Here is a 23,016-nt window from a genome sequence, read left to right on the forward strand (position 1 = left end):
CACCCATGGTTGTCACTCCGGGTCACTCCGGGTCGACGACCAGGACCTGCGCGGCCCTGACCACCCGGTCGCCGATCATGTAACCGGCCTTGGCGACCAGCTTGACCGAGGTCTCCTCGACCTCCGGGTCGGTGCCCATGTGGCTGAGCGCCTCGTGACGGTTGGGATCGAAGACGTCGCCCGGCTCGCCGAACTTCTTCAGACCCAGGTTGGTCACGATCTTCTCGAGCTGGTCGGCGACGGCCTTGAAGCCGCCGTCGACCTCGTCGTGCTCGCGGGCACGGTCGATGGTGTCGAGCACCTCGACGATCGGAGCGAGCACCTTGTAGGTCGCGTTCTGCGAGACCAGCTCGCGGTCACGGTCGACCCGCCTCTTGTAGTTGACGTACTCGGCCTGGAGACGCTGCAGGTCCGTGGTCAGCTCGGCGACCCGCTTGTCGACCTCGTCGGCGGCATCGCCCATGAAGTCCACCTCGCTGTCGTCCTCGATCACGTCCTCCTCATCGTCTGCCTCGTCCGCCTTGTCCTCCGCCTCTTCGGCGGAGCCATCCTCGTCGGATGCAGCGTCGGCGGCGTCGTCCGAGTCCAAGGCGTCGCCCTCAGGAGCGTCCACCTCGGAGCCCTCGGTCGACTCCTCGTCGGTCTCGGGCGGCGGGGCCTCGGAGGTCGTCTCCTCGACGGCCTCCTCCGCCCCGCCGGGGCGGCGCTTCGTCACTTCTTGTCGCCCTCTTCACCCTCGACGGGCTCGTCGACGATCTCGGCGTCGACGACGTCGTCGTCGGCCTCACCGGTCGCACCGGTGGCACCACCGGCAGCGGACTGCTCGGCCTCGGCCGCGGCGTACATGGCCGCACCCATCTTCTGCGAGGACTCACCGAGCTTGGTGATCGCGGTCTGGATGGCGTCCTTGTCGGCCTCGGTGTCCTCGAGGACCTTCTTCAGGGCGTCCAGGTCGGCCTGCACCTCGGTCTTCACGTCGTCCGGGACCTTGTCGCCGGAGTCGGTGATGAACTTCTCGGTGGTGTAGACGAGGCTGTCACCCTGGTTGCGGATCTCGATGGACTCGCGACGCTTGGCGTCCTCCTCGGCGTACTGCTCCGCCTCCTTGACCATGCGGTCGATGTCGTCCTTCGACAGCGCGGAGCCGCCGGAGATCGTCATGGACTGCTCGCGGCCAGAGGCCTGGTCCTTGGCGGAGACGTGCACGATGCCGTTGGCGTCGATGTCGAAGGCGACCTCGATCTTCGGCACGCCACGCGGCGCCGGCGGGAGGCCGGTGAGCTCGAAGTTGCCCAGCGGCTGGTTCTCCGACCACATCGGGCGCTCGCCCTGGGCGACCTTGATCTCGACGCTCGGCTGGTTGTCGTCAGCCGTGGTGAAGATCTCGGAGCGCTTGGTCGGGATGGTGGTGTTGCGCTCGATCAGGGTGGTGAAGACACCGCCCTTGGTCTCGATGCCGAGGCTCAGCGGGGTGACGTCGAGGAGCAGTACGTCCTTGACCTCGCCCTTCAGCACGCCGGCCTGCAGCGCGGCACCGACGGCGACGACCTCATCGGGGTTGACGCCCTTGTTGGGCTCCTTGCCACCGAGCAGGCTCTTGACCAGGTCGGTCACGGCCGGCATCCGGGTCGAGCCGCCGACCAGGACGACGTGGTCGATGTCCTTGAGGGCGACGCCGGCGTCCTTGAGGACGGACTCGAACGGCTTCTTGGTGCGGTCGAGCAGGTCGGCGGTGATCTTCTGGAACTCCGCCCGGGTCATGGTCTCCTCGAAGTGGAGGGGGCCGGACTCACCGTGGGTGATGTAGGGCAGGTGGATCGAGGTGTTCTGGCTCGAGGAGAGCTCGATCTTCGCCTTCTCGGCGGCCTCCTGGAGGCGCTGAGCGGCGATCTTGTCGGCGGCCAGGTCGACGCCGTTGGCGGCCTTGAACTTCTCGACCATCCACTTGACGATCGCGTTGTCCCAGTCGTCACCACCGAGGTGGTTGTCACCGGAGGTCGCCTTGACCTCGACGACACCCTCACCGATCTCGAGCAGGGACACGTCGAACGTGCCGCCACCGAGGTCGAAGACGAGGATGGTCTGGTCGTCGCCCTTGTCGAGGCCGTAGGCCAGCGCCGCGGCGGTGGGCTCGTTCACGATGCGGGAGACGTTGAGGCCCGCGATCTCACCGGCCTCCTTGGTGGCCTGGCGCTGCGCGTCGGAGAAGTAGGCCGGGACGGTGATGACCGCGTCGGTCACCGTCTCACCGAGGTAGGCCTCGGCGTCGCGCTTGAGCTTCTGCAGGACGAACGCGCTGATCTGCTGCGGCGTGAAGTCCTTGTCGTCGATGGACACCTTCCAGTCGGTGCCCATGTGACGCTTGACCGAACGGATCGTGCGGTCCACGTTGGTGACGGCCTGGCGCTTGGCGACCTCGCCGACCAGCACCTCACCGGACTTGCTGAACGCGACCACAGAAGGCGTCGTACGGGCGCCTTCGGCATTCGCGATGACGGTGGCCTCGCCACCCTCCAGAACCGAGACGACCGAGTTGGTGGTCCCGAGGTCGATACCGACGGCACGTGCCATCTTTGCTACCTCCGCTTGTTGAAGCTGTGTGTATGTGGAATCCGGGGAGCCCCGGAAGACTGTGGTCTGCGCCGCCCTGGCGGCTGCTGCCGCCGAGTGTTGCAAACAAGTTGAGTCGAATCAACTCAACTTCGTTCACTGTCCACAACGAAGACCCTACGCCCCCTATTCCAACGCCGGCCAAAACCATGCCGAGTCGGCTCGTCATGACGAGCCGACTCGGCGGGGATCGGGGATCAGAAGGACGGGATCCAGTCGAAGGTGTCGGGGTTGGGGCCGGAGCGACCGGACTCGCCCTTGTCGAGGGCGGCGAGGACGGTGACCTGGTCGGCGCTCAGCTCGAAGTCGAAGATCGCGAGGTTCTCCTCGAGCCGCTCGCGGCGTACGGACTTGGGGAAGACGATGTCGCCACGGTCGATCTGCCAGCGGAGCAGGACCTGGGCGGGCGACTTGCCGTGGGCGGAGGCGATCTCGGCGACCACCGGGTCGGCGAGCTCGCCGCCGCCCTGCCCGAGCGGGGACCACGACTCGACCTTCGCGCCGTGGCCCAGGGTGGCGGCGCGCGCGGCCTCGTTGGCGAAGTAGGGGTGGACCTCGATCTGGTTGACCGCAGGCGCGACGCCGGTCTCGGCGACGATCTTGTCGAGGTGGTCGGGCTGGAAGTTGGAGACGCCGACGGAGGTGGTCAGGCCCTCCTCGCGGAGGCCGACGAGGGCCTCCCACGTCTTCGCGTACGTCCCGTCGTACTGCGTCGGCAGCGGCCAGTGGATCAGGAACAGGTCGACGCGGTCCAGGCCGAGCAGCTCCAGGGACCTCTCCAGCGATGCCTTCGCGTTGACCGGGTCGTGCTGGGAGTTGTTGAGCTTGGTGGTGACGTAGACGTCCTCGCGGGCGAGTCCGGCGCTCTTCAGCGCGGCGCCGACTCCGGCCTCGTTCTGGTACATCTGCGCGGTGTCGATGTGGCGGTAGCCGACCTCGAGAGCCTGGCTCACCACCTGCTCGGTCTCGTCCAGCGGAACCTGCCAGACGCCGAGACCGAACTGCGGGATCGAAGTGCCGTCATTGAGCTTGATCGTGGGAACCGTCATATCCCCATACAACCAAGCGTGCGATGGCCTATTCCATCCCCGGTTCGATCTCAGCCGATCGTCACGGTCACCACGTTGGAGTACGTGCCGGTGTCGATGTCCTTCATCCGGAACTTGTGCTTCCCGATCCGGCCGGACTGGATCGGGGTGGAGAACTGCTCGCCGGTGACTCGTACGTCCGGGATCCCGAACTCCTCCCAGCCCTGGCCGTCGTTGCGCTCCAGGCGGAGGATGGCGCCCTCGCCGCGCGGGTAGATCCCGGTGAGGTCGATCCGCTCCATCGGCTTCGCCTGGACGATTCCGGCCTGGAGGGTGATCTCCTTCTTCGCCGGCTTCTCCTCGACGGTCTTGGACGGCGACGGGCTCGTGGAGGCCGCCTGCTTCTCCGGAGTGCTCGTGGGCGAAGAGTCGAGTGTGATCGCCGGCCCGTTCGCGGTCTTGGTCGGCTTCGGCGACGGAGCGTAGAGCGAGGCACCCGCATCCGGGTCGGTGGCCTGGTCGTCGGCGGCACCGCCGCCACCGAGGCCAAGGATGTTGGCACCGAGAAACATCCCGATCCCGATGATCAGCCCCACCCCGACCGCGACCGCGACGAGCGCCGTGACTCCGGCTGCGATCGGGTGCTGCCCGCCCTGCTTCACATCTGCTCCTCGACCCGCCCGTGGTGATGGTGACAATTGAGCCACACGTTCCTGTCGAGCACCACAGGTTCAGCTGATCAGCTGCTGGCGGCGCGCGATGGCGGCCGCCTCCGTGCGACTCCCGGCGCCCAGCTTCCCGAGGATGTTGGAGACGTGCACGGAGACCGTCTTCGTGGAGATGAACAGCTGCTTGCCGATCTCGCCGTTGCTGCGTCCCGCGGCCACCAGCGTCAGGATCTCGCTCTCCCGCGGCGTCAGCGACGTCGACGTCGCCTGCTGCTGCTTGACCGCCGTCGCGCCGAGCGATCTCAGCTCGTCGAGCAACGGCTGCAGCCCGAGCCGCTTCGCGGTCGTCCGGGCCTTGTCGGCGGTCACCCGCGAGCCGGCCACGTCGCCCGTGGCCCGCTGGATGGTGGCGTACGTCGTCCGGACGGCGGCCAGACCTGGGACATCGCCGTAGGCCTCGACCTGTTGCTCGGCGCGCTCCCATGCCGCCAGCAGCGACTCCTGAGGCGGGGCGTCGATGCCGGCCAGCCAGTGGACGCGGAGCACCTCCGCCTCCAGCCGAGCGGTCCAGGAGCGTCCCTCTGGGCCCCACTCTCCGGGCTCGTACTGCGCGACCACCTGCTCGCCGTCGCTGTGCAGCCCGTCGACGGCCTCCACCAACGCGGGCCAGCGCGCGGCCGGCAGCGAAGGCAGCATCTGCGCGATCCCGGAGGCGGCCACGACCGCCAGCCGCACCCGGCCGCCGAACCACTCGGTCCAGAACTGGGAGAGCGTCTCTACCGCGTCCGCGTAGACCCCGAGCACTCCCTCGGGGTCGCCGCCACGGGCCGACGCGGTCATCTCCACGATCGAGCCGTAGAGGGCGATCAGGCCCTCCTGGGTCCAGAACGGACGCAGCTCCGCGGCGGCGTCACCGACCGACGCGCCCCGTGCCTGCTCCATCATCATCCGGAGCACGTCGAGGAGCGCGACCGGGACCGGCGGCGCATCGGGCAGGTTGCCGCCGGCCAGCGCGAGCGCCTCGTCCCACTCCCCCAGGACCATCTGGATCCGGACGATGTCGGCTCGGGCCGCGGCGAGGTACATGGACCACTGCAGCGACTCCCCGCCGGCGTCATCGAGCACCGCCCGGAACCACTTCAGCGCCTCCGCGTAGTCACCGGCCTCGTCATAGGAGCGGCCGAGCGCGAACAATCCCCGGCTGACGGCGTACGTCGAACCGACCTGCCGCGCCTGCTCGATGGTCTCGCGCAGCACCTGGCGGAAGCCCTCGACCTTGTCGCCGCCACCCCGGCGGGTGCGGACCTTGAGCATCGACAGGCTGGTGGCCATGTCGGAGGCGAGCTTGGAGAGACTGTGCCGCTCGGCGATCTCGATGCCCTCCAGCCCGACCGCCTCGGCCTCCTCGCTGCGGCGATAGGCGACCAGCGTCCGGGTGCGCACGGCGAGAACCGCGCACCGCGCCTTCGGCTCGGCGTCGGCGGGGAGCGCGACCATCGCGTCGTGGGAGTGGGTGAGCGGGTCGCCGTTCTCCATGGCGATGGCCGCCTCCGCCCGGGTCGCCAGCAGCAGCGCGCGGCCCACCGACGGGCCGGCCGGGATGGCGTCGAGACGCTCGGCCAGGATCGCGTCGGCCCGTGAGGGCAGCCCGGCGAGGATGAGCGTGTCGGCGGCACGCTCGTAGACCCGGTCCAGGTTGACCGCGGCCGCCTGGGCGACCTTCGGGTCCGCGGCGAGACCCAGCGCGCTCTCGTAGTGGTGGGCCGCCTCGCCCACGCCACTGACGCTGCGAGCCTCCTCGGCCGCGGCGATGCGAGCCCGTAGCGCGGTCGCGAGGTCCCCGGCGTGCTTGGCGTGCAGCGCGAGCTCCGCGGCCGCACCCAGACCAGGTGCCTCCTTCAGCACCTCGGCGAACCGGGCGTGCAGGCGAACCCGCTCGCCGGGAAGCAGATCGTCATAGACCGCCTCGGCGAGCAGCGCGTGCCGGAACGTGTAGCGCGAGCCGGTCGGCTCGAGCACCTTCTGCTCGACCGCGGTGCGCAGTGCGTCGTCGAGCTCGTCGGTCTTCATCTCGGTCACCGCGGCGAGCAGCTCGTGGGTGACCCGGCGCCCGGCGATGCTCGCCGTGCGGACCACGCTCCGGGCCGAGCCGTCGAGCCGGTCGAGCCGCACCAGCAGCAGGTCGGCGAGGTCGACCGGGAGGTCCTCGTCGCAGCCGGCCTGCACCAGCTCCTCGACGAAGAAGGCGTTGCCCTCGGCGCGGCGTACGACTCGTTCGGCGTCGACCTTGCCGGGGGCCAGCTCGTGGACCAGCAGTCGCACCGAGTCGTCGGAGAGCGGCTCGAGGACGATCCGCTCGACGTCGGGCAGCCGGCCCCACTCGCCGACCTGGCGGCGCAGCGGGTGCCGGCGGTGGATGTCGTCGGCGCGGTAGGACGCGACCATCGCGACCGGGCCGACGTAGGGCCGGGTGAAGAGGTAGGTCAGCAGGTCGCGGGTGGACTGGTCGGCCCAGTGGGTGTCCTCGACCACGACCAGCAACGGCGCCTTCTCAGCGGCCGCCTCGAAGAGGGTGTGGACGGCATCGAAGAGCTGCCCACGGTCGGTGCCGGTCGGGGCGGCTCCCTGGTTGGCGCCCATCACGCGGCGTACGGGCCTCAGCCTGGCCAGCGCCGGGTAGTCGGCCGCCACCCGCTCGACGACGTCGGGCAGGTCCGCGACGATGCGGTCGAGGATCTCCGAGAACGGCATGTACGCCACGGCGCTCTCGCCGAAGTCGACGCAGTGGCCCGCGTGCACCTGCCAGCCGTCGGAGACGGCACTGTCGCGCAGCGCGGTGAGCAGGCGCGTCTTGCCGACGCCGGCGTCGCCGGCGAGGAGGACGTGCTGCCGTCGGGCATCGGGGGTCGAGCCTGTCGAGGCGACTCCGAGCAGCCCACTGACGGTCTGCAACTCGAAGTCGCGACCTACGAAGGACCGAGCACTCTGCGCCATGTCCCCCATCATCGCGCCTCCGGGCCCGGGATTCTCCCGCATTACCGACCTCCGGGGACTCAGTTGTGTATCGAGTCCATCCGGCGGGGACGGCGGCGCCTCACCTGGCGGGCGAGACGGTCGGCCGCGGTCGCGCGGCGAATGCTCTGCTGGCGGTACGCCAGCTCGGCGTCGTAGCTGATCTGGTTGGTGTAAGTCATGCATCCAGACTCGGCTCCTGAGGTAGCGCCACGCATGAGGCGCCTGCCTTAGGCGTACGTCAGGGGTGCCTCATTCGGGCGTGATCAGCGTCACTCCACGAGCCCCCGGCGGCGGCCGATGGCCGCTGCCTCGGTGCGGCCGGAGGCGCCGAGCTTGGCCAGGATGTTGGAGACGTGGACCGAGACGGTCTTGGTCGAGATGAACAGCTGCTTGCCGATCTCGCCGTTGCTGCGTCCGGCGGCGACCAGAGCGAGGATCTCGCTCTCCCGGGCGGTCAGCTGGCCGGAGGGACCGGCCGCCGACCGCTGTGGCGTGGTGCCGAGGGTGAGCAGGTGGTCGAGGAGCGGTCGAGCACCGAGCCGCTTCGCCGCGTCCCTGGCCTGGTCAGCCAGCACACGTGCGCCGGCGGTGTCGCCACCGGCGCGAAGGATCTCGGCGAGCCGGACCCGAGACCAGGCGAGCTCGTGGACGTGCGGGAAGGCCTCGAAGGCGGCCGCGGTCTCGCGCCACGCCTCGACGAGCTCGGCCTGCTCGGGCACGGAGATGCCGGCCAGCCAGTGGGCACGAAGCCCCTCGGCCCGCAGCCGCGCCGACCAGGCCTGCCCCTCCAGCCCCCAGGGCTGCTCGGTCTCGACGGGCCGCGTGCCGGCCTCGAGGATGCGGTCCACCTGCGCCATCACCTGCGGGCGCGCACCGACGGGGACGGCCGGGACTGCGGAGCCGATCGCACCGACGGCGATCGCCGAGAGCCGGGCATGGGCGCCGAACCACTCTCCCCAGCCGGTGGTGAGTGCCGCGACGCCGGCGTCGTAGGCCTCGATCGCACCGTCGATGTCTCCACGACCTGCGGCGGCCCGGATCTCCACGGGTGCCGACTCGCTCGCGGTGGCCACCTCCTGCTTCCACGACGGCCGCAGCCGCCGGGCCTCAGCACCGACGTCGGCGCCGCGGGCCTGCTCGATCATCAGCCGCTTGGACTCCAGCCACGGCCACAGCACCGGCGGGATGCCGTACGCGTCGGTCAGCGCGAGCGCCTCGTCCCAGCGGCCGGCGGTGTGGAGGTAGTCGAGCCAGGCGATCCGGGCGTCGAAGGCGTACGGCGCCCAGGGGACGCCCCGCTCCACGCTGAGCTCGAAGGCGCTGCGGTAGCTCTCGCCGGCCTCGTCGCGACGGTCGGCCGCGTCGAGGGCGAAGGCGAGCTGGAGCCGGGCGCGGAACTCCGGGTGCAGCGCGCCGACCTTGGCGGCCCGCGCCACCGCCTCACGGAGCGGCTCGATCCACAGCTGAGGCGGACGCCCCCACGACCCGGCCAGCGTCGCCGCGACCTCCGCGGCGAGGCCGGTCCGGCCGAGCTCCTCGGCCAGCGCCAGCGCCTCCCGGCCGGCTCGTTCGGCGTCTTCGTGACGGCGGTAGATCATCAGCGACCGGGCGTACGCCGCGAGCAGTCGCGCCCGCACCAACGGCGGGGCGTCCTCGGGCAGCTCGGCCATCGCCTTCTCCGCGAGCGCCCCCACCCGGACGTCGTTGACGTAGGCGAAGCTGGTCTCGATCTCGACCGTCATCAGCTGCGCGCGCCATAGGCCGGGTGCGTCGGCCGGGAGCGATTCCCGCTGCTCACGGGCCAGTTTTCCGGCCCTGTCGGCGTGCCCGGCGGCCACCATCGCGTCGCTGGCCTTGACCACCAGGTCGACGAGCCGCTGGGTGTCGTGGTCGGAGTCGGCACGACCGGCGAGCTGGGCGATCGCCTGCTGATAGTGCTGCGACGCCTCGTCGGGACCACCGGCGGCGGCCGCCTCGTCACCGGCGGCGATCCCGGCCGCGAGCGCGGTCTCGTGGTCGCCGGCAAGACGGGCGTGACGGGCGAGACCGGCCGCGCTGCCGGTCGTGAGGTCGCTGCTCAGCGCCTCGACGTACCGCTGATGGAGCCGGACCCGCTCCCCCGGCAGCAGGTCGTCATAGACCGCCTCGCCGAGCAGCGCGTGCCGGAAGACGTAGTAGCCGTCCTCGCGCGGCACCAGGATCGCGCGCTCGATCGCCTGCCTCAGCCCGGCGTCGAGGGTGGCGCGGTCGAGACCGGCGACGGCCTCGAGGAGCTCGTCGCTGACGTCGCGCCCGGCGGCACTGGCGGTGTCGACCACCTCGCGCGCGGTCGCGTCGAGCTGGTCCAGCCTGATCAGGAGCAGGTCGGCGAGGTCCCAGGGCAGCTCGTCGGCACCGGCGGCCTGCACCAGCTCCTCGACGAAGAAGGCGTTGCCGTCGGCGCGACGTACGACGCTCTCGACGTCGACCCCGTCGGTGAGGTCACCGGCGAGCTCACCGACCAGGATGCGTACGTCATCGTCCGAGAGCCGGCCGAGGTGGAACCGCTCGACGGACGGCAGCCGGGTCCACTCGGCGAGCTGGCGGCGCAACGGGTGACGGCGGTGGAGGTCGTCGGCGCGGTAGGAGGCGAGGATCGTGACCGGGCCGTCGAACGGCCGGGTGAAGAGGAAGGTCAGCAGGTCACGGGTGGACTGGTCGGCCCAGTGGGTGTCCTCGACCATGACCAGCAGCGGCGCCTTCTCGGCCGCGCGCTCCAGGAGTGAGTGGATCGCGGCGAAGAGGTTGCCCCGGTCGAGCGCCTCCTGGACGGCGGTGTCAGCCCCGCCGAGCGCACGGGCCACGGGCGCCATCCGCAGGAGCGCCGGATGTACGTCGGCGACCTGCGCGACCACGTCGGGCAGCGCGGTGGTGATGTTGTCGAGGATCTCGGTGAAGGGCAGGTAGGCCTCGGCACTGTCGCCGAAGTCGAGGCAGTGGCCGACCAGCACCTGCCTGCCGTCGGCGGCGGCACGGCCGCGGAGCTCGCGCAGGATCCGGGTCTTTCCGACACCGGCGTCGCCCGCGAGGAGGACATGCCTACGTCCGCCCGGCTGTGCGGTGCCGTCCAGCCCCACCAGCCCCGCCAGTGTCTCCAGGTCGGCATCACGTCCGACCAGCCTCTCGGCACTCTGCGCCATGGGCGCAATCATCGCGCCTTCCGACAACACCGGCTCGGCCCAGGGGTCGGCCCAGGGGTCGAGACTGCCGTGCCCTGGACATGAAGCAACGCCGAGCGGGATCTCTCCTGCTCGGCGTTGATGGTCCCGCGCCCGCATCTCAGCGGGTGCGGTTGCGTCGCGCCTGACGAGCCTCGCTGGCCCGCTGGCGCTTGGCCAGGTCCTTCTGGATCTGCTGGCGGCGGTACTTGACCTCTGCTTCGTAACCTACGGTGCTGTACATCTCGATCTCCTGGTGAGTTGTCCTGCTGGGATGTCCTGCTGACATCGAGAACACTCCTCCGCTGAGGTAGGCACCCGAATCGGTCGCGCGCCCTACTTACCGACCCGGGCGCCTTACTTTCCGACCTAGGGCAGGCGCTCCGCGCCTTAGACGGGACACTGGGCCTATGGAGTTCTCCGAGGTCGTACGTCGCCGCAAGATGGTCCGCAACTACACCGGCGATCCGGTGGACCCGGCGGTGATCGACAAGATCCTGCACAACGCCACCCGGGCGCCGTCGGCCGGCTTCTCCCAGGGCTGGGGGTTCCTCGTGCTCGACAACCCCGAGGACGTACGCCGCTACTGGGAGGCGACGGCCGACGTCGACAACCCCGACAATTGGCTGACCGGGATGATGCAGGCCCCGGTGATCGTGATCCCGTGCTCCTCCAAGGCGGCCTACCTCGACCGGTACGCGCAGCCCGACAAGGGCTGGACCGACCGCGACGAGGCCCACTGGCCGATGCCGTTCTGGCACATGGACACCGCGATGGCGACCATGCTGATCCTGCAGACCGTGGTCGACGAGGGCCTCGGCGCCCTCTACTTCGGCATCCCGCCGGAGTCCGACGCCGCGGTCCGCAAGGCGTTCGACATCCCCGACGCCTTCGACCCGATCGGCGCCGTCACCATCGGCCACCCCGCCTCCGGCGGCGCCAAGGGCTCCCCCACCCGCCGCAAGCGCACCCCGCTGGAGGACGTCGTCCACCGCGGTCGCTGGTGACTCAGTCCGTGGTCCGAGCCGCCCCGCGGGCGGCAACGGAGTCCGACCCACGAACATGCGAGACCGCCATCGCGAGATCGGCCAGCCGCGGCGTGACGATGTTGAGGACCTCGTAGACCGAGCCGAAGGCGCCGTCGACCGTCACCGGCCGGTCCTCGAGGGCCCGGACGACGCGCTCGGCGCACTCCTCGGGGCTCTCGCCTCGGCCCTCGTACTCGGCGGTCGGGGCGATCATCGGCGTACGCACGATCGCGACGCGCATGTTGGTGCAGGTCACGTTCTCGAAGTAGGCCTCGCGGCTCAGGATCCGACCGAACACGTCGAGGGCCGACTTCGCGGCGATGTAGGCCGCGAACTTCGGGGCCTTGATCTGGTTGCCCCAGGTGACGATGTTGACCACGTGGCCGAACCGCTGGGCGCGCATCGCCGGCAGCAGGCCCATCGTGAGCCGCACCGCGCCGAAGTAGTTCACCGCCATCATCCGCTCGAAGTCGTGGAAGCGGTCGTGGGTCAGCTCCAGCGACCGCCGGATCGACCGGCCGGCGTTGTTGACCAGGTAGTCGACCGCCCCGTGCTCGGCGAGCAGCTGCTCCACCAGCGAGTCGATCGAGTCACCGTCGGCCATGTCGACGAGGTAGGTCGACGCCCGCCCGCCGCTCTCCTCGATGGTCTTCCGCACCCGCTCGAGCTCCTCGGCCCGGCGGGCGGCGAGGAGCACGTGCGCGCCACGTCGAGCCGCGGCGTACGACGTCGCCTCACCGATACCGGAGCTGGCGCCGGTGATCAGCACCGTGCGGCCCGCGAGAGGGCCGGGAGCACCGGTCACGGCCCGGATCGTGCGCGCCACCCGGGCGCGCGGCGTCTGCAGGAGCGGAAGCGAGAACAGGCTGACCACTCCCGCACCCTAGCGACCTCGACTGGGGTTCGTTTCCGCGGATTCGTTGGGTGCCGGCCCGGGTATGAGGCGTTTAGCGTGACGCGTCGAGATGTCGGCCCGAAGCCGACACCACCGCACGATCCCAGGAGAGAACATGTCAACCACCAGCATCGTCCCGCGTACGTGGAAGCGGCGGATCGCCGGGATCGTCTCCGCGACCCTCATCGCGATCACCGGCGCAGCCGTCAGCGGTCTTGCGGCCCCGACCCCGGCCCACGCCGCGACCTGCACGTCGTACAACTACTCCTACGGCGGCAACGGCACGTGTGTCAGCTACATCCAGACGCTGCTCAACTGGCAGCCCGGCATCGACCTGGCGGTCGACGGAGCGTACGGCAACCTGACGCGTCAGGCCGTGGTCGCGCGTCAGACGTCGTGGCGCTACTGGGACTCCTCGGTGGTGGTGGACGGCATCGTCGGCCCCAGGACCTGGGCCTACCTGTGCTCGCCGTACTACTACGGCACCGGCCCGGCGCAGTCCTACCCCTTCGCCGTCGCTCGCGCGGCCGGTTGCCGGGTCTGAGACCGCCGACCCCAGGGCGTCACGGGCGCACCGGCGCGTAGCGGAGGTCGACCTCCAGGTGCGGATCGTCGCCGATGAGGTTGTGCAGCCGGATCGGCTCGCCGCCGGGGTTCTCGTAGAGGCGGATGCCGTCGCCCAGGAGGACCGGCGCGACGTGCAGGTCGATCTGGTCGATCAGGCCGCGTTCGAGGAGCTGGCGGCCGATGTCGGCGGAATGGACCTCGACGTTCTTCCCGTCGGCCGCCTCGATCGCGATCCGCAGCGCCTCGCCGACGTCGCAGCTGAGGAAGGTGACGTGCTCCTGCGGCCGGGCGTCCTCGGGATGGTGGGTGAGGATGAAGACCGGCCCCTGCCAGTCGCCGTACGGCATCGCGTCGGGGTAGGCGTCGTGACCGTTGCGCCCACCCAGGACGGCGCCGAGCTGCGAGGAGTACGCCTCCTCGACACCGGGTGGGCCGGTGACGTCGCTCAGCCACGCCATCCCCGGCTCGCGTCCGTCGACGAACCCGTCGAGCGACATGGAGAAGTGCCACAGCACCTTCCCACTCATCGGGCCGCATCCGTCCGGTCGAAGGTGACGTGGGTGACGCCGCTCGGCGTGGTGGTCGAGGCCACCTCGTAGCCGTCCTCCAGCGCCTCCAACCCCTCCCACAGCCGTACGCCACAGCCCAGGATGATCGGGACGACGGCGACGTGCAGGTGGTCGACGAGACCGGCTGCCAGGAAGTCCCGGAGCGAGGACGGCCCGCCGCCGATGCGTACGTCCTGGCCGGCGGCTGCCTCCTGCGCCTCGGCCAGCACCTCTTCGATGGGCGCGTCGCGGAAGTGGAAGACGGTGCCGCCCTTCTTCTCGATCGACTCGCGGGGCTGATGCGTCAGGACGTAGGTGGGTGTGTGGAACGGCGGCTCCACTCCCCACCAGCCGGTCCAGTCGGCGTCGTCCTGCCATCCGGGAGGACCGAACTTGCCGGCACCCATGATCTCGGCACCGATGCCTTCCCAGGACCGCCTGGCGAAGACGTCGTCGGGTTCGGCGGCCGGGTCTACCTCGACGCGCTCCCGAACGCCGGTGGCGGCCTGGAACGTCGCGGTCGGGAAGAACCACTCCAACAGCCGGTGGCCGGCGTGACCGAACGGAGCCTCCAGGCTCTGGCCCTCGCCGGTGGCGAAGCCGTCCAGCGAGATGCCGATGTTGTGAGCACGTACGCGTGACATGTCGATCTCCCTCGAATCAAGAGTGATTGCACTTTGCAATCACTGGCGTCGAGGGTAGACTTTCCGATTGCAGATTGCAACCACTATTTCCGAGTGCAGGAGACACCGAGTGAGCCAGCCCAGATCGGGGTGCCCGATCAACGCAGCCGTGGAGGTCTTCGGGGACCCCTGGTCGGTGATCGTGCTGCGCGACGTGATGTTCGGAAACCGTCGCCACTTCCGCGAGCTGCTCGGCAGCTCCGAGGAGGGCATCGCGTCCAACATCCTCAGCAGCCGGCTGAAGAAGCTCGTCGACGGCGGCCTGCTCACCAAGGAAGAGGCCGGCCGCGGCCAGAAGGCCGCCTACGCGCTGACCGAGGCAGGCATCCAGACGCTGCCGATCATGGTCGCCCTCGGCAACTGGGGGCTCGCCCACCGCGACGGCACCCGGCAGCTCCGGGTCCGTGCCGAGCTGCTGCGCGATGCCGGCCCCGAGATGGTGGCGTCGTTCATGGACGAGCTGCGCGAGCTCCACCTGGGGACGCCGCGGCCCGACCCGGACGCCCCGCGGGCGAGCGAGCAGCTCGCCGCGGCGTACGAGGCGGCCATGGCGGAGTGAGCCGAGGCCTCACTTCTCCTTGCCGTGGAGCTTCAGCCTCGAGATCTGGTTCTTCAGCTCGTCGAGGAAGAGCGTCCTGATGCTCTCGGTGTCCAGGGCCCCGTTGACCCCGCGCAGCTTGCCCTCGCCGAGCTTGACGCAGACGGCCGACCAGGCGGCGCCGATCGCGCCGGTGAAGCCCGCCGCGACGGTGGCGTTGATCGCCCCACCGCCGACGGTGCCGAACCCGGGGATCATCTTGAGCAGGTTGCCGGCCACGGTGCGGCCGGCCTGGGTGGCGGCCGCGGTGGCCGCGATCGAGGCCATCGCGGCCTTGTCCACCTCGATGCCGTAGATCGCCGAGATGCGCGCCATCATCCCGAGCTGGATCGGCACCAGGACGACCGCGTCGGAGAACGGGATCGGAGTGGCGCCGGCCGCCCCGGCCGCCGTCGCGGCACCCGCGATCACGGTGTTCGCCTGCTCCTGCTTACGCTTGAGATCCACCCTCTGCGCCGCGGTGAGGGCCTCCTCGACCCCTGCAGGCGCGCATCGAAAGGTGGCATCAACGAGTTCCTGCAGCCCGTGGACCTGCTGGCCGGAGAAGTCGTCGGCCTTGGCGTTGGTCAGGTAGACCCGCGCCCCGTGCACGGGCAGTCCCCGCGCGTCGATCTGCTGGGCGAACTCGACCGCGTCCGGGTGGAAGGCACCGGTCGGCGAGGTCGGCACCTGGGTCATCACCAGCACGACCGGCAGCCCCAGGTCGGCGAGCTTCTGGATGAACGCGGCCTCGGTGTCCTCGAAGCGGCGGTCGGCGAAACGTACGGCGTACCAGGCGACGTGGATCTGCTCGGACTGCGGCTTGCGGCGTCGCTCCTGGATCAGCTTGGCGAGATCCTTGATCACCCGGTCGCCCTCGATGCCGATCTCCAGGCCCTGGGTGTCGAGCAGCCCGAAGAAGCCGCTGGTGTGTAGGTAGAGCGTCGACTCCTTCGTCACCGGCTCGCCGATCCCGGTCTTCGCCACCTCCGCCCCGAAGACGGCGTTGACCAGCGTCGACTTGCCGACCCCGGTCTTGCCGAAGACGGCGAGGTTGAACCGGCCGATCTCCTTGGCCGACTCGGAATACCTCTTGTGGAACTCGTCCTTGAACCAGCCGTCGGATGCGAAGTTGTTCACGTCGACCAAGGATGCCAGCCCGCAGCGAAGTTTCCGGGGAGTCGGACACCTGAATTGTCATGGCAGGGGCCTCCGAGGAGGAATAGCGTGCCGGGCATGAGCCCACGGTCTCGCCTCGCGTACGTTGCCGCCCTCGCCGCCGCAGTCGTCCTGGTCGCGCCCACGACTCCGGTCCACGCGGCCGAGCCGGGGACCCAGTCCACCGATATCACCCTCACCCGGTGGAACAGTCTCGAAGACTTCGCGAAGGGCAGGTCGAGCAACCTGCGCCCCGACCGGCACGGCACCCTCCGGATCGGCCGCGGCAGCGAGACGACGGCCTATGCCGACCCGTTCGGCGACGGCTCGGCGAAGATTTACGAGTACGGCACCTGGACCTCGCCCGTGGTGAAGACCGGATACCCGATCGACGAGTCGGTCACCTCGTGGGACGTCGACACCCCGACCGGCACCTGGGCCGAGATCCGGTTCCGCGGCCGGAAGGCGGACGGCACCTGGACGAAGTGGTTCGTGATGGGTCGCTGGACGGCCGGCGACGACTTCGCGGCCGGCGACATCCACCGCACCTCCGTCGAGGGACAGAGCGACACCGACGCGGCGCTCTACACCGACACGTACGTCGCCAGGACCGGCAAGGAGCCCGAGGCGTTCCAGACCAGGGTCACCCTGCTGCGCCCCGAGGGCGCGACCGTCTCCCCCAGCCTGCGAACGGTCTCGACGCTGACCAACGAATACCTGCCCGACTCCGCCTACCCCGGCACCAGCACACCGACCCTCGACGACGCGATCGACCTCCGTGTCCCGCCGTTCAGCCAGAACATCCACCGCGGCGAATACCCGGACTTCGGTGGCGGCGGCCAGGTCTGGTGCTCACCGACCTCGACGACGATGGTGCAGTACCACTGGGGTCACGAGGTCCCGGCGGGCGAGCTGACGGACATCGAGGCGCCCAACGGCGACCCGCAGGTCGCCTACGCCGCGATCAACACCTGGGACTACGCCTACGAGGGCGCGGGCAACTGGCCGTTCAACACCGCCTACGCCGGCCGCTGGGGCCTGGACGGGTTCGTGACCCGGCTGCGTTCGCTGGCCGAGGCCGAGGCCTTGGTGGCGGCCGGCTTCCCGCTGGTCGTCTCCGCCAACTGGGAGTTCGAGGAGATGCCGGAGTCGGGCTACGGCACCGACGGCCACCTGCTGGTCATCGGCGGCTTCACCGCCGAGGGCGACCCGATCGTCTACGACCCCAACCACTCCTCCAACGACGAGGTGCGCAACGTCTACACCCGCGAGAACTTCGAGCGGGTCTGGCAGACCTCGACCGACGGGATCACCTACGTCATCCACCCGCGCGACGTGCGGCTGCCCGGCGCACAGAAGGCTACAAACTGGTGACGGAGACGCCACCGCGGTGATCCACGCCACCGTCGCCGACTAGGTTGCGGCCATGACACTCGATGCCGTCGCCGCTCTTCAGGCCGCACTTCGAGCCCCGACCGTCAACGACGGCTCCGGCGCAGAGACCCAGGCATTCGAGCAGCTCCACGAGGCGCTGCGCGAGCACTTCCCGCTGTTGCACGCGACCCTCGACCTCACCCCGGTCGGCGAGCACGGGCTCCTCTTCCGCTGGCCCGGCTCCTCGGCCGAGAATCCGGTCGTGCTGATGGCCCACCAGGACGTCGTCCCGATCGCCGGCGTTTGGACCCACGACCCGTTCGGCGGCGAGATCGTCGACGGGGTGATCCACGGGCGCGGCACCCTCGACGACAAGGGGCAGCTGGTTGCGATCTGCGCCGCGGTCGAGGGGCTGCTCACGGACGGGTTCGAGCCGGCGTACGACGTGTGGTTGTCGTTCGGCTCCGACGAGGAGACGACCGGCGCGGCCGCGCGGGCGGCGGTCCAGGAGCTCCGGAACCAGGGGGTCGAGCCGTGGTTCGTGCTCGACGAGGGTGGCGCGGTCGCCTTCGACGCGTTCCCGGGCGTCGCGGCGCCGATCGGGGTCGTCGGCGTCGCCGAGAAGGGCACCACCGACATACGCCTCAAGGTGACCGGCGACGGCGGCCACTCCTCCACCCCACGCCAGAACGGTCCGACCGCGCGGCTGGCCCGCGCGATCACCCGGCTCGACCGGATGTCGATGCCGGTCCGGCTGCCGGCTCCGACGGTCGAGATGTTCGAGCAGATCGCCCCGTACGCAGCCAAGCCCATGCGACCCGTGCTGGCCAACGCCGGCCGGCTGGCGCCGGCTCTGGCTCGGCTGCTGACCCGGCTCGGACCCGAGCCGGCCGCGCTGACCCGCACCACCGTGGCGATCACGACGCTCGAGGGCAGCCCGGCGGCCAACGTCATCGCCTCGGCCGCCTCGGCCGGGGTCAACCTGCGGATCATGGTCGGCGAGACGGTCGCCGAGGTCGTCGAGCGGCTGCGTGCCGCGATCGGCGACAAGCAGGTCGAGATCGAGGTCGTCCGGGCCGGCGAGCCGTCGCCGGTCTCGCCTCGCGACGAGGCGTTCTCGCTGGTCACCGACACCATCGCGGAGATCTTCCCGGAGGCCGTGCCGGCTCCCTACACGGTCATGGCCGCGACCGACTCCCGCTTCTTCTACGAGATCAGCGACCGGGTCTACCGGTTCGCGCCGTTCCGGATGACCGCTGCCCAGCGGGCCACCATCCACGCCGCCGACGAGAACATCAGGGTCGATGACTACCTCGACGGGATCCGCTTCTACCGAAGGTTGATCGAGTCACTGTGACCACCGAAAGTCAGCGCACCGGCGTCGAGAAGGCCGCGCGCGGAATCTGGGTGATCGTCGGCTTCCTGGTGTCCGTCGAGTTCGCCAGCGGCATCCTGCAGGGCTACTACACCCCGATCTTCTCCGATCTCGCCGACCATCTCGGCGTCTCCGACGCCGACCTCAACTGGCTCGAGGCCGGGCAGCTGATCGTCTCCGCGCTGTGCGTGCCGCCGCTCGCCCGGCTCGGCGACCTGATCGGTCACAAGAAGGTGCTCCTGCTGGCGACCGGGATCACCGCGCTCGCCACCTGGTGGACCGTGGTCGCTCCCGACTTCGGCTCGTTCCTGGTCGCCTGGTCGATCCAGGGCGCCTACGTCATCTGGCTGCCGCTCGAGGTCGCCATCGTCCACAAGCGCACGGGCGGCGACACCGCCCTGACCCGTCGGGCCGCCGGTGTCCTGGTCGGCGCGCTGCAGCTCTCGGTGATCATCGGCGCGATCGCCGCCGGCGCCCTCGTCGGGGTGCTCCCGATGTGGGCGATCCTCTCCTTCCCGGCCGTGGCCGTGACCGCTGTCTTCGTCGTCATCGCTGTCGGCATCGAGCCCGACTCCGGCACCAGCGGCGGCGCCTTCGACTGGCTCGGGCTGACGGTGCTGACCCTCGTGCTCGGCCTGGTCATGGCCGGCCTGGTCGGCGTACGCGTCCTCGGGGCCGGGTCTCTCCTCGCCTGGGCCCTCGTGATCCTGGGGCTGCTCACGCTGGTCCCGTTCTGGCGCATCGAGACCGCGCTGGACGATGCCGGCGGGCCCGAGCCGCTGATCGACGTACGTCTGCTGGTCTCGCGCGGGCAATGGCCGATCCAGCTGACCGCGTTCCTGTTCGGGATGTCGGTGCTGGGAGCGCAGATCCCGCTGTCGACCTTCGCGCGCACCGATCCCGCCGAGGCCGGCTTCGGGCTGGGCGCGGACGCGTCGTTCGTGTCGCTGCTGATCGCGGAGTACGTCATCGCGATGGCGATCTCCGCCTTCACCCTGCCGCTGTGGGCGCGGTTCCTCGGGCCGGTGCGGGCCCAGGCGGTCGCCTGCTTCCTGGTCGCCACCGGCTATCTGATGTGGCTCCCGTTCCATGACTCCACCGGCCAGGGACTCCTCAACATGGCCGTCGTCGGGCTCGGCTCGGGTGCCCTGGTCGCCTCGCTGCCGGCGGCCGCCGCCGCGGCCGCGCCGTCCTCCCGCACCGCGTTCGCGACCGGCATGACCAACGCCACCAAGACCGTCGGCGGCGCCATCGCCTCCGCGGTCTTCGCGATCGCGCTCGCTGCGGACGGATCGATCACCGGCGAGGCGCACGCGCCGCTCTCGGGCTACCTCACGGTGTGGGCGGTGTGCGGCGTCACCGCCCTCGTCGCCGGTCTGCTGCTCCTGCTGCCCCGCCGCGCGACCAGCGCTGGGTAAACTTTGCCGCGCTGGAGGTGATCACATGCACACGAGCGAGGACCGGCCCGAGGAGCGCCCGGAGACGGAGGTGCCCCCTCTCTCCGACACTGCAAGCAAGGCGGCGGCAGCCGCCCGGATCGAGAACCAGACCAAGTGGGTCGACCTCCAGGTGCAGCAGTCGATCCAGCGCGGCGAGTTCGACGACCTGCCCGGCGCCGGCAAGCCGATCAAGAACCTCGACCGCGACCACGATCCCGACTGGTGGGTCAAGCAGCTCATCGAGCGCGAGCAGATCGTGGTGCTCCCCCGGTCCGTCCAGCTCCGCAAGGACGACGCCGAGCTCGACGATCTCCTCGACACCCAGACCACCGAGGACGGCGCCCGCAGGATCATCGAGGAGTTCAACGAGCGCGTCATCGCGGCCCGCTATGGCGCGCCCGAGGGCCCGCCGCTGATCACCATGCCCCGTGACGTCGACGCCACGCTCGATGCCTGGCGCGACCGCCGCGCCGCCCGAGTGGCAGCCGCCAAGGAAGTACGCAGCCGGCAGCAGCGCCGGAAGCGCCGCTGGTGGCGCCGCGGCTGAGCGGTCAGCTCATCTCGCGATCGTGCTCGCGACGCGAGAACCGCGATCGGTAGCGCCCCGGAGTCACGCCGACCTCCGCGGTGAAGCCCGCCCGGAAGGTCACCGGTGAGTAGTAGCCGGACTCGTGGCTGATCCGCTCGATCGGCAGGTCGGTGGTCTCGAGGAGGGTCTTGGCGACCGCGATGCGCTCGGCGGTGACCCAGCGCATCGGGGTGGTGGCGAGGTCGCGCTCGAAGCGCCGGGCGAGGGTGCGCGGGGAGACCGCGGCGGCCGCCGCCAGACGCTCGAGAGTGATGTCCTCGTGCAGGTTGGCCCGGAGCCAGGTGCGCAGCTCGTCGAGCCAGTGGGCCTGCTCGGTGAGCGGGTCGGCAGCGACGTACTGTGCCTGGTCGCCGTCGCGGTGCGAGGCGATGACCAGGTTGCGGGCGATCGTGTTGGCGGCATGCTGGCCGTGGTCGGTACGGATCAGGTGGAGGCACAGGTCCAGACCTGCGGCCGAGCCCGCACTCGTCAGCACGCCGTCGTCGACGTAGATCGCCCGCGGGTCGAGGTCGACCTGCGGAAACGTACGCCGGAACAGCTCCGCCCACCGCCAGTGGGTCGTGGCGCGGCGACCGTCGAGCAGCCCCGCCTCGGCAAGGGCGAAGGCACCGGTGCACAGCGAGACCATCCGGGCACCGCCCGCGGCGGCGCGGCGCAGCTCCCGGACCAGTGTCGGACTGACCGGCTCGCCCGGTCGGATCGCCGGGACCAGGACCGTTCCGGCCTCGGCCAGCGCGGCCATCGGCCGCTGCGGCGTCAGCCGCGGTCCACCGTGGACGCGCACCCCACGCAGATCGCCGCACAGCACCACGTCGTAGAGCGGGCTGGCGTCGTGGTCCCAGTCGTAGCCGAGCGCCTCGAGCGGCATCCCGATCTCGAACAGGGTCATCCCGTCGACGATCGGGATGGCGATGGACGGCTTCACAGGCATGGCAAGAATCTATCACTCTTAGTCAATCCTGCCACTCCTCCTCAGCGCTCCGCGAGAGCACGCTGGAGTCATGACCAACTACAAGAAGAACCCCAGCAAGGTCCGCGCCACCGTCCGCTCCGTCCTCGCCGGATTCGACGCCGGCGCCCGGATCCGTCACGGCGCCCAGGTTCCGAAGGACCATCCCTCCCGACGTCGGTCGTGATCGTTACAAGCCGAGACGCCTACCGGCCGGTAACCGCCGGCCGTTAGGGTGACCGGCATGAGTCACAAGAGCCCCAAGGACTTCTTCGCACCGTTGGCGGTGGGCGCTCCCGCACCACTGCGGGAGATCCCGGCACGGCCGAGTCGTGCGATCCATTTCTTCGACCCGTCGAACCCGAAGATGGCGGCCAAGGTGCCCGCCATGGTCGGCACCGTCGACGTGCTCCTCGGCAACCTGGAGGACGCGGTCAAGGCCGACAACAAGGTCGCCGCACGCGAGGGTCTGGTGAAGATCGCCTCCGAGACTGACTTCGGCAAGACCCAGCTGTGGACCCGGATCAACTCGCTCGACTCCCCGTGGGTGCTCGACGACCTGGTCACCCTGGTCACCGAGATCGGCGACAAGCTCGACGTCGTGATGGTGCCGAAGGTGCAGGGCCCCGAGGACATCCACTACGTGGACCGGCTGCTCGCGCAGCTCGAGGCCAAGGGCGGCGTACAGAAGCCGATCCTCATCCACGCCATCCTCGAGACCGCGCGCGGCGTGGCCAACGTCGAGGAGATCGCGCTCGCCTCCCCGCGCATGCAGGGCATCAGCCTCGGCCCGGCCGACCTCGCGGCCGACCGCAAGATGAAGACCACCCGCGTCGGTGGCGGCCACCCGGGCTACCTGGTCCGCCAGGACCCGGTCGACGGCGAAATCCACGGCAACCGCACGGTCTTCCAGCAGGACCTGTGGCACTACACGATCGCGAAGATGGTCGACGCCTGCGCCGCGGCCGGGATCTACCCCTACTACGGCCCGTTCGGCGACATCACCGACGTGGTCGCGGCCGAGGACCAGTTCCGCAACGCCTTCCTGCTCGGCTGCGTCGGCACCTGGAGCCTCCACCCCAAGCAGATCGAGATCGCCAACCGCGTCTTCTCCCCCAGCGTCGAGGACATCAAGCACGCGCGTCGCGTGGTCGCCGCCATGGGCGACGGCACCGGCGCGGTCATGCTCGACGGCAAGATGGAGGACGACGCCAGCCTCAAGCAGTGCCTCGTGCTCGTCGACCTCGCCGAGGAGCTGGCCGCCATCGACCCGAAGCTCAAGGAGCTCTACGACGCCATCGAGATCGAGGACTGAG

22 protein-coding genes are annotated in these 23,016 nt (G+C 70.1%); 9 read left to right on the forward strand and 13 right to left on the reverse strand.

What is annotated here, in order from left to right; translation table 11 throughout:
• Window positions 1-22 precede the first annotated feature (22 nt).
• The 8 genes from grpE to OG801_RS12175 form a co-directional block, all read right to left on the reverse strand.
• The gene (gene grpE, locus OG801_RS12140) at window positions 23-715 is read right to left on the reverse strand and encodes a nucleotide exchange factor GrpE (RefSeq protein WP_355017702.1); all 693 of its coding nucleotides are present in this window, start codon (window positions 713-715) and stop codon (window positions 23-25) included.
• Window positions 712-2,571, reverse strand: a complete 1,860-nt coding sequence (dnaK, locus tag OG801_RS12145) for a molecular chaperone DnaK (protein WP_355017701.1) — start codon at window positions 2,569-2,571, stop codon at window positions 712-714. The genes grpE and dnaK overlap by 4 nt, the downstream gene beginning before the upstream one ends.
• Before the next feature lie 236 nt (window positions 2,572-2,807).
• On the reverse strand, window positions 2,808-3,659 hold the full coding sequence (locus tag OG801_RS12150; RefSeq protein WP_406035889.1) for an aldo/keto reductase: 852 nt from the start codon (window positions 3,657-3,659) through the stop codon (window positions 2,808-2,810).
• A 50-nt stretch (window positions 3,660-3,709) separates the two neighbouring features.
• Window positions 3,710-4,300, reverse strand: coding sequence for a hypothetical protein (locus tag OG801_RS12155; RefSeq protein ID WP_406035890.1), 591 nt, complete (start codon window positions 4,298-4,300; stop codon window positions 3,710-3,712).
• 69 nt (window positions 4,301-4,369) lie between these two features.
• Window positions 4,370-7,300 carry an AAA family ATPase gene (locus OG801_RS12160; protein WP_406035891.1) on the reverse strand — a complete coding sequence of 977 codons (2,931 nt, stop codon included), beginning with the start codon at window positions 7,298-7,300 and terminating at the stop codon, window positions 4,370-4,372.
• Window positions 7,301-7,359: 59 nt separating this feature from the next.
• Window positions 7,360-7,500, reverse strand: coding sequence for a hypothetical protein (locus tag OG801_RS12165; protein WP_176883792.1), 141 nt, complete (start codon window positions 7,498-7,500; stop codon window positions 7,360-7,362).
• 90 nt (window positions 7,501-7,590) lie between these two features.
• The gene (locus OG801_RS12170; protein WP_406035892.1) at window positions 7,591-10,500 is read right to left on the reverse strand and encodes an AAA family ATPase; all 2,910 of its coding nucleotides are present in this window, start codon (window positions 10,498-10,500) and stop codon (window positions 7,591-7,593) included.
• Window positions 10,501-10,639: 139 nt separating this feature from the next.
• Window positions 10,640-10,762 carry a hypothetical protein gene (locus OG801_RS12175; RefSeq protein ID WP_350659950.1) on the reverse strand — a complete coding sequence of 41 codons (123 nt, stop codon included), beginning with the start codon at window positions 10,760-10,762 and terminating at the stop codon, window positions 10,640-10,642.
• Between the two features lie 166 nt (window positions 10,763-10,928).
• Between OG801_RS12175 and OG801_RS12180 the strand changes: the two genes are divergently transcribed.
• Entirely contained in the window at window positions 10,929-11,525 is a 597-nt protein-coding gene (locus OG801_RS12180; protein WP_355017696.1) for a nitroreductase family protein, read from the forward strand.
• A gap of 1 nt (window position 11,526) precedes the next feature.
• Here the strand turns inward: OG801_RS12180 and OG801_RS12185 are convergent, their stop codons facing one another.
• Window positions 11,527-12,420, reverse strand: a complete 894-nt coding sequence (locus tag OG801_RS12185) for an SDR family NAD(P)-dependent oxidoreductase (protein WP_406035893.1) — start codon at window positions 12,418-12,420, stop codon at window positions 11,527-11,529.
• Window positions 12,421-12,556: 136 nt separating this feature from the next.
• On the opposite strand from OG801_RS12185, the gene OG801_RS12190 reads away from it, so the two are divergent.
• Window positions 12,557-12,985, forward strand: a complete 429-nt coding sequence (locus tag OG801_RS12190; protein ID WP_406035894.1) for a peptidoglycan-binding protein — start codon at window positions 12,557-12,559, stop codon at window positions 12,983-12,985.
• Between the two features lie 19 nt (window positions 12,986-13,004).
• On the opposite strand, the gene OG801_RS12195 is transcribed toward OG801_RS12190, so the two are convergent.
• Both OG801_RS12195 and OG801_RS12200 read right to left on the reverse strand, forming a co-directional pair.
• The gene (locus tag OG801_RS12195) at window positions 13,005-13,535 is read right to left on the reverse strand and encodes a dihydrofolate reductase family protein (protein ID WP_406035895.1); all 531 of its coding nucleotides are present in this window, start codon (window positions 13,533-13,535) and stop codon (window positions 13,005-13,007) included.
• Entirely contained in the window at window positions 13,532-14,200 is a 669-nt protein-coding gene (locus OG801_RS12200) for a dihydrofolate reductase family protein (protein ID WP_406035896.1), read from the reverse strand. The genes OG801_RS12195 and OG801_RS12200 overlap by 4 nt, the downstream gene beginning before the upstream one ends.
• Before the next feature lie 109 nt (window positions 14,201-14,309).
• On the opposite strand from OG801_RS12200, the gene OG801_RS12205 reads away from it, so the two are divergent.
• Window positions 14,310-14,798, forward strand: coding sequence for a helix-turn-helix domain-containing protein (locus tag OG801_RS12205; RefSeq protein WP_355017691.1), 489 nt, complete (start codon window positions 14,310-14,312; stop codon window positions 14,796-14,798).
• Window positions 14,799-14,807: 9 nt separating this feature from the next.
• Here OG801_RS12205 and OG801_RS12210 read toward each other — a convergent pair whose 3' ends face one another.
• A complete protein-coding gene (locus tag OG801_RS12210) occupies window positions 14,808-15,956 on the reverse strand; it encodes a GTPase (RefSeq protein WP_355017690.1) in 1,149 nt (382 codons plus the stop codon).
• A 96-nt stretch (window positions 15,957-16,052) separates the two neighbouring features.
• Here OG801_RS12210 and OG801_RS12215 point away from each other — a divergent pair, with 96 nt between their 5' ends.
• From OG801_RS12215 to OG801_RS12230, 4 genes are read left to right on the forward strand one after another with little or no spacing between them, the layout of a single operon-like run.
• The gene (locus OG801_RS12215; RefSeq protein ID WP_406035897.1) at window positions 16,053-17,348 is read left to right on the forward strand and encodes a C39 family peptidase; all 1,296 of its coding nucleotides are present in this window, start codon (window positions 16,053-16,055) and stop codon (window positions 17,346-17,348) included.
• A gap of 52 nt (window positions 17,349-17,400) precedes the next feature.
• The gene (locus OG801_RS12220) at window positions 17,401-18,705 is read left to right on the forward strand and encodes a M20/M25/M40 family metallo-hydrolase (RefSeq protein ID WP_406035898.1); all 1,305 of its coding nucleotides are present in this window, start codon (window positions 17,401-17,403) and stop codon (window positions 18,703-18,705) included.
• Window positions 18,702-20,141: an MFS transporter gene (locus OG801_RS12225; RefSeq protein WP_406035899.1), complete on the forward strand. Its 1,440-nt coding sequence runs from the start codon at window positions 18,702-18,704 to the stop codon at window positions 20,139-20,141. The genes OG801_RS12220 and OG801_RS12225 overlap by 4 nt, the downstream gene beginning before the upstream one ends.
• Before the next feature lie 25 nt (window positions 20,142-20,166).
• Window positions 20,167-20,709 carry a DUF1992 domain-containing protein gene (locus OG801_RS12230; RefSeq protein ID WP_406035900.1) on the forward strand — a complete coding sequence of 181 codons (543 nt, stop codon included), beginning with the start codon at window positions 20,167-20,169 and terminating at the stop codon, window positions 20,707-20,709.
• A gap of 4 nt (window positions 20,710-20,713) precedes the next feature.
• On the opposite strand, the gene OG801_RS12235 is transcribed toward OG801_RS12230, so the two are convergent.
• The gene (locus tag OG801_RS12235; protein WP_406035901.1) at window positions 20,714-21,682 is read right to left on the reverse strand and encodes a GlxA family transcriptional regulator; all 969 of its coding nucleotides are present in this window, start codon (window positions 21,680-21,682) and stop codon (window positions 20,714-20,716) included.
• A 70-nt stretch (window positions 21,683-21,752) separates the two neighbouring features.
• On the opposite strand from OG801_RS12235, the gene OG801_RS12240 reads away from it, so the two are divergent.
• A complete protein-coding gene (locus OG801_RS12240) occupies window positions 21,753-21,887 on the forward strand; it encodes a hypothetical protein (RefSeq protein WP_355017684.1) in 135 nt (44 codons plus the stop codon).
• A gap of 57 nt (window positions 21,888-21,944) precedes the next feature.
• On the forward strand, window positions 21,945-23,015 hold the full coding sequence (locus OG801_RS12245) for an HpcH/HpaI aldolase/citrate lyase family protein (protein ID WP_406035902.1): 1,071 nt from the start codon (window positions 21,945-21,947) through the stop codon (window positions 23,013-23,015).
• Window position 23,016: the final 1 nt, after the last annotated feature.

It is taken from the genome of Nocardioides sp. NBC_00163, from assembly GCF_045206295.1.
GTDB lineage: Bacteria > Actinomycetota > Actinomycetes > Propionibacteriales > Nocardioidaceae > Nocardioides.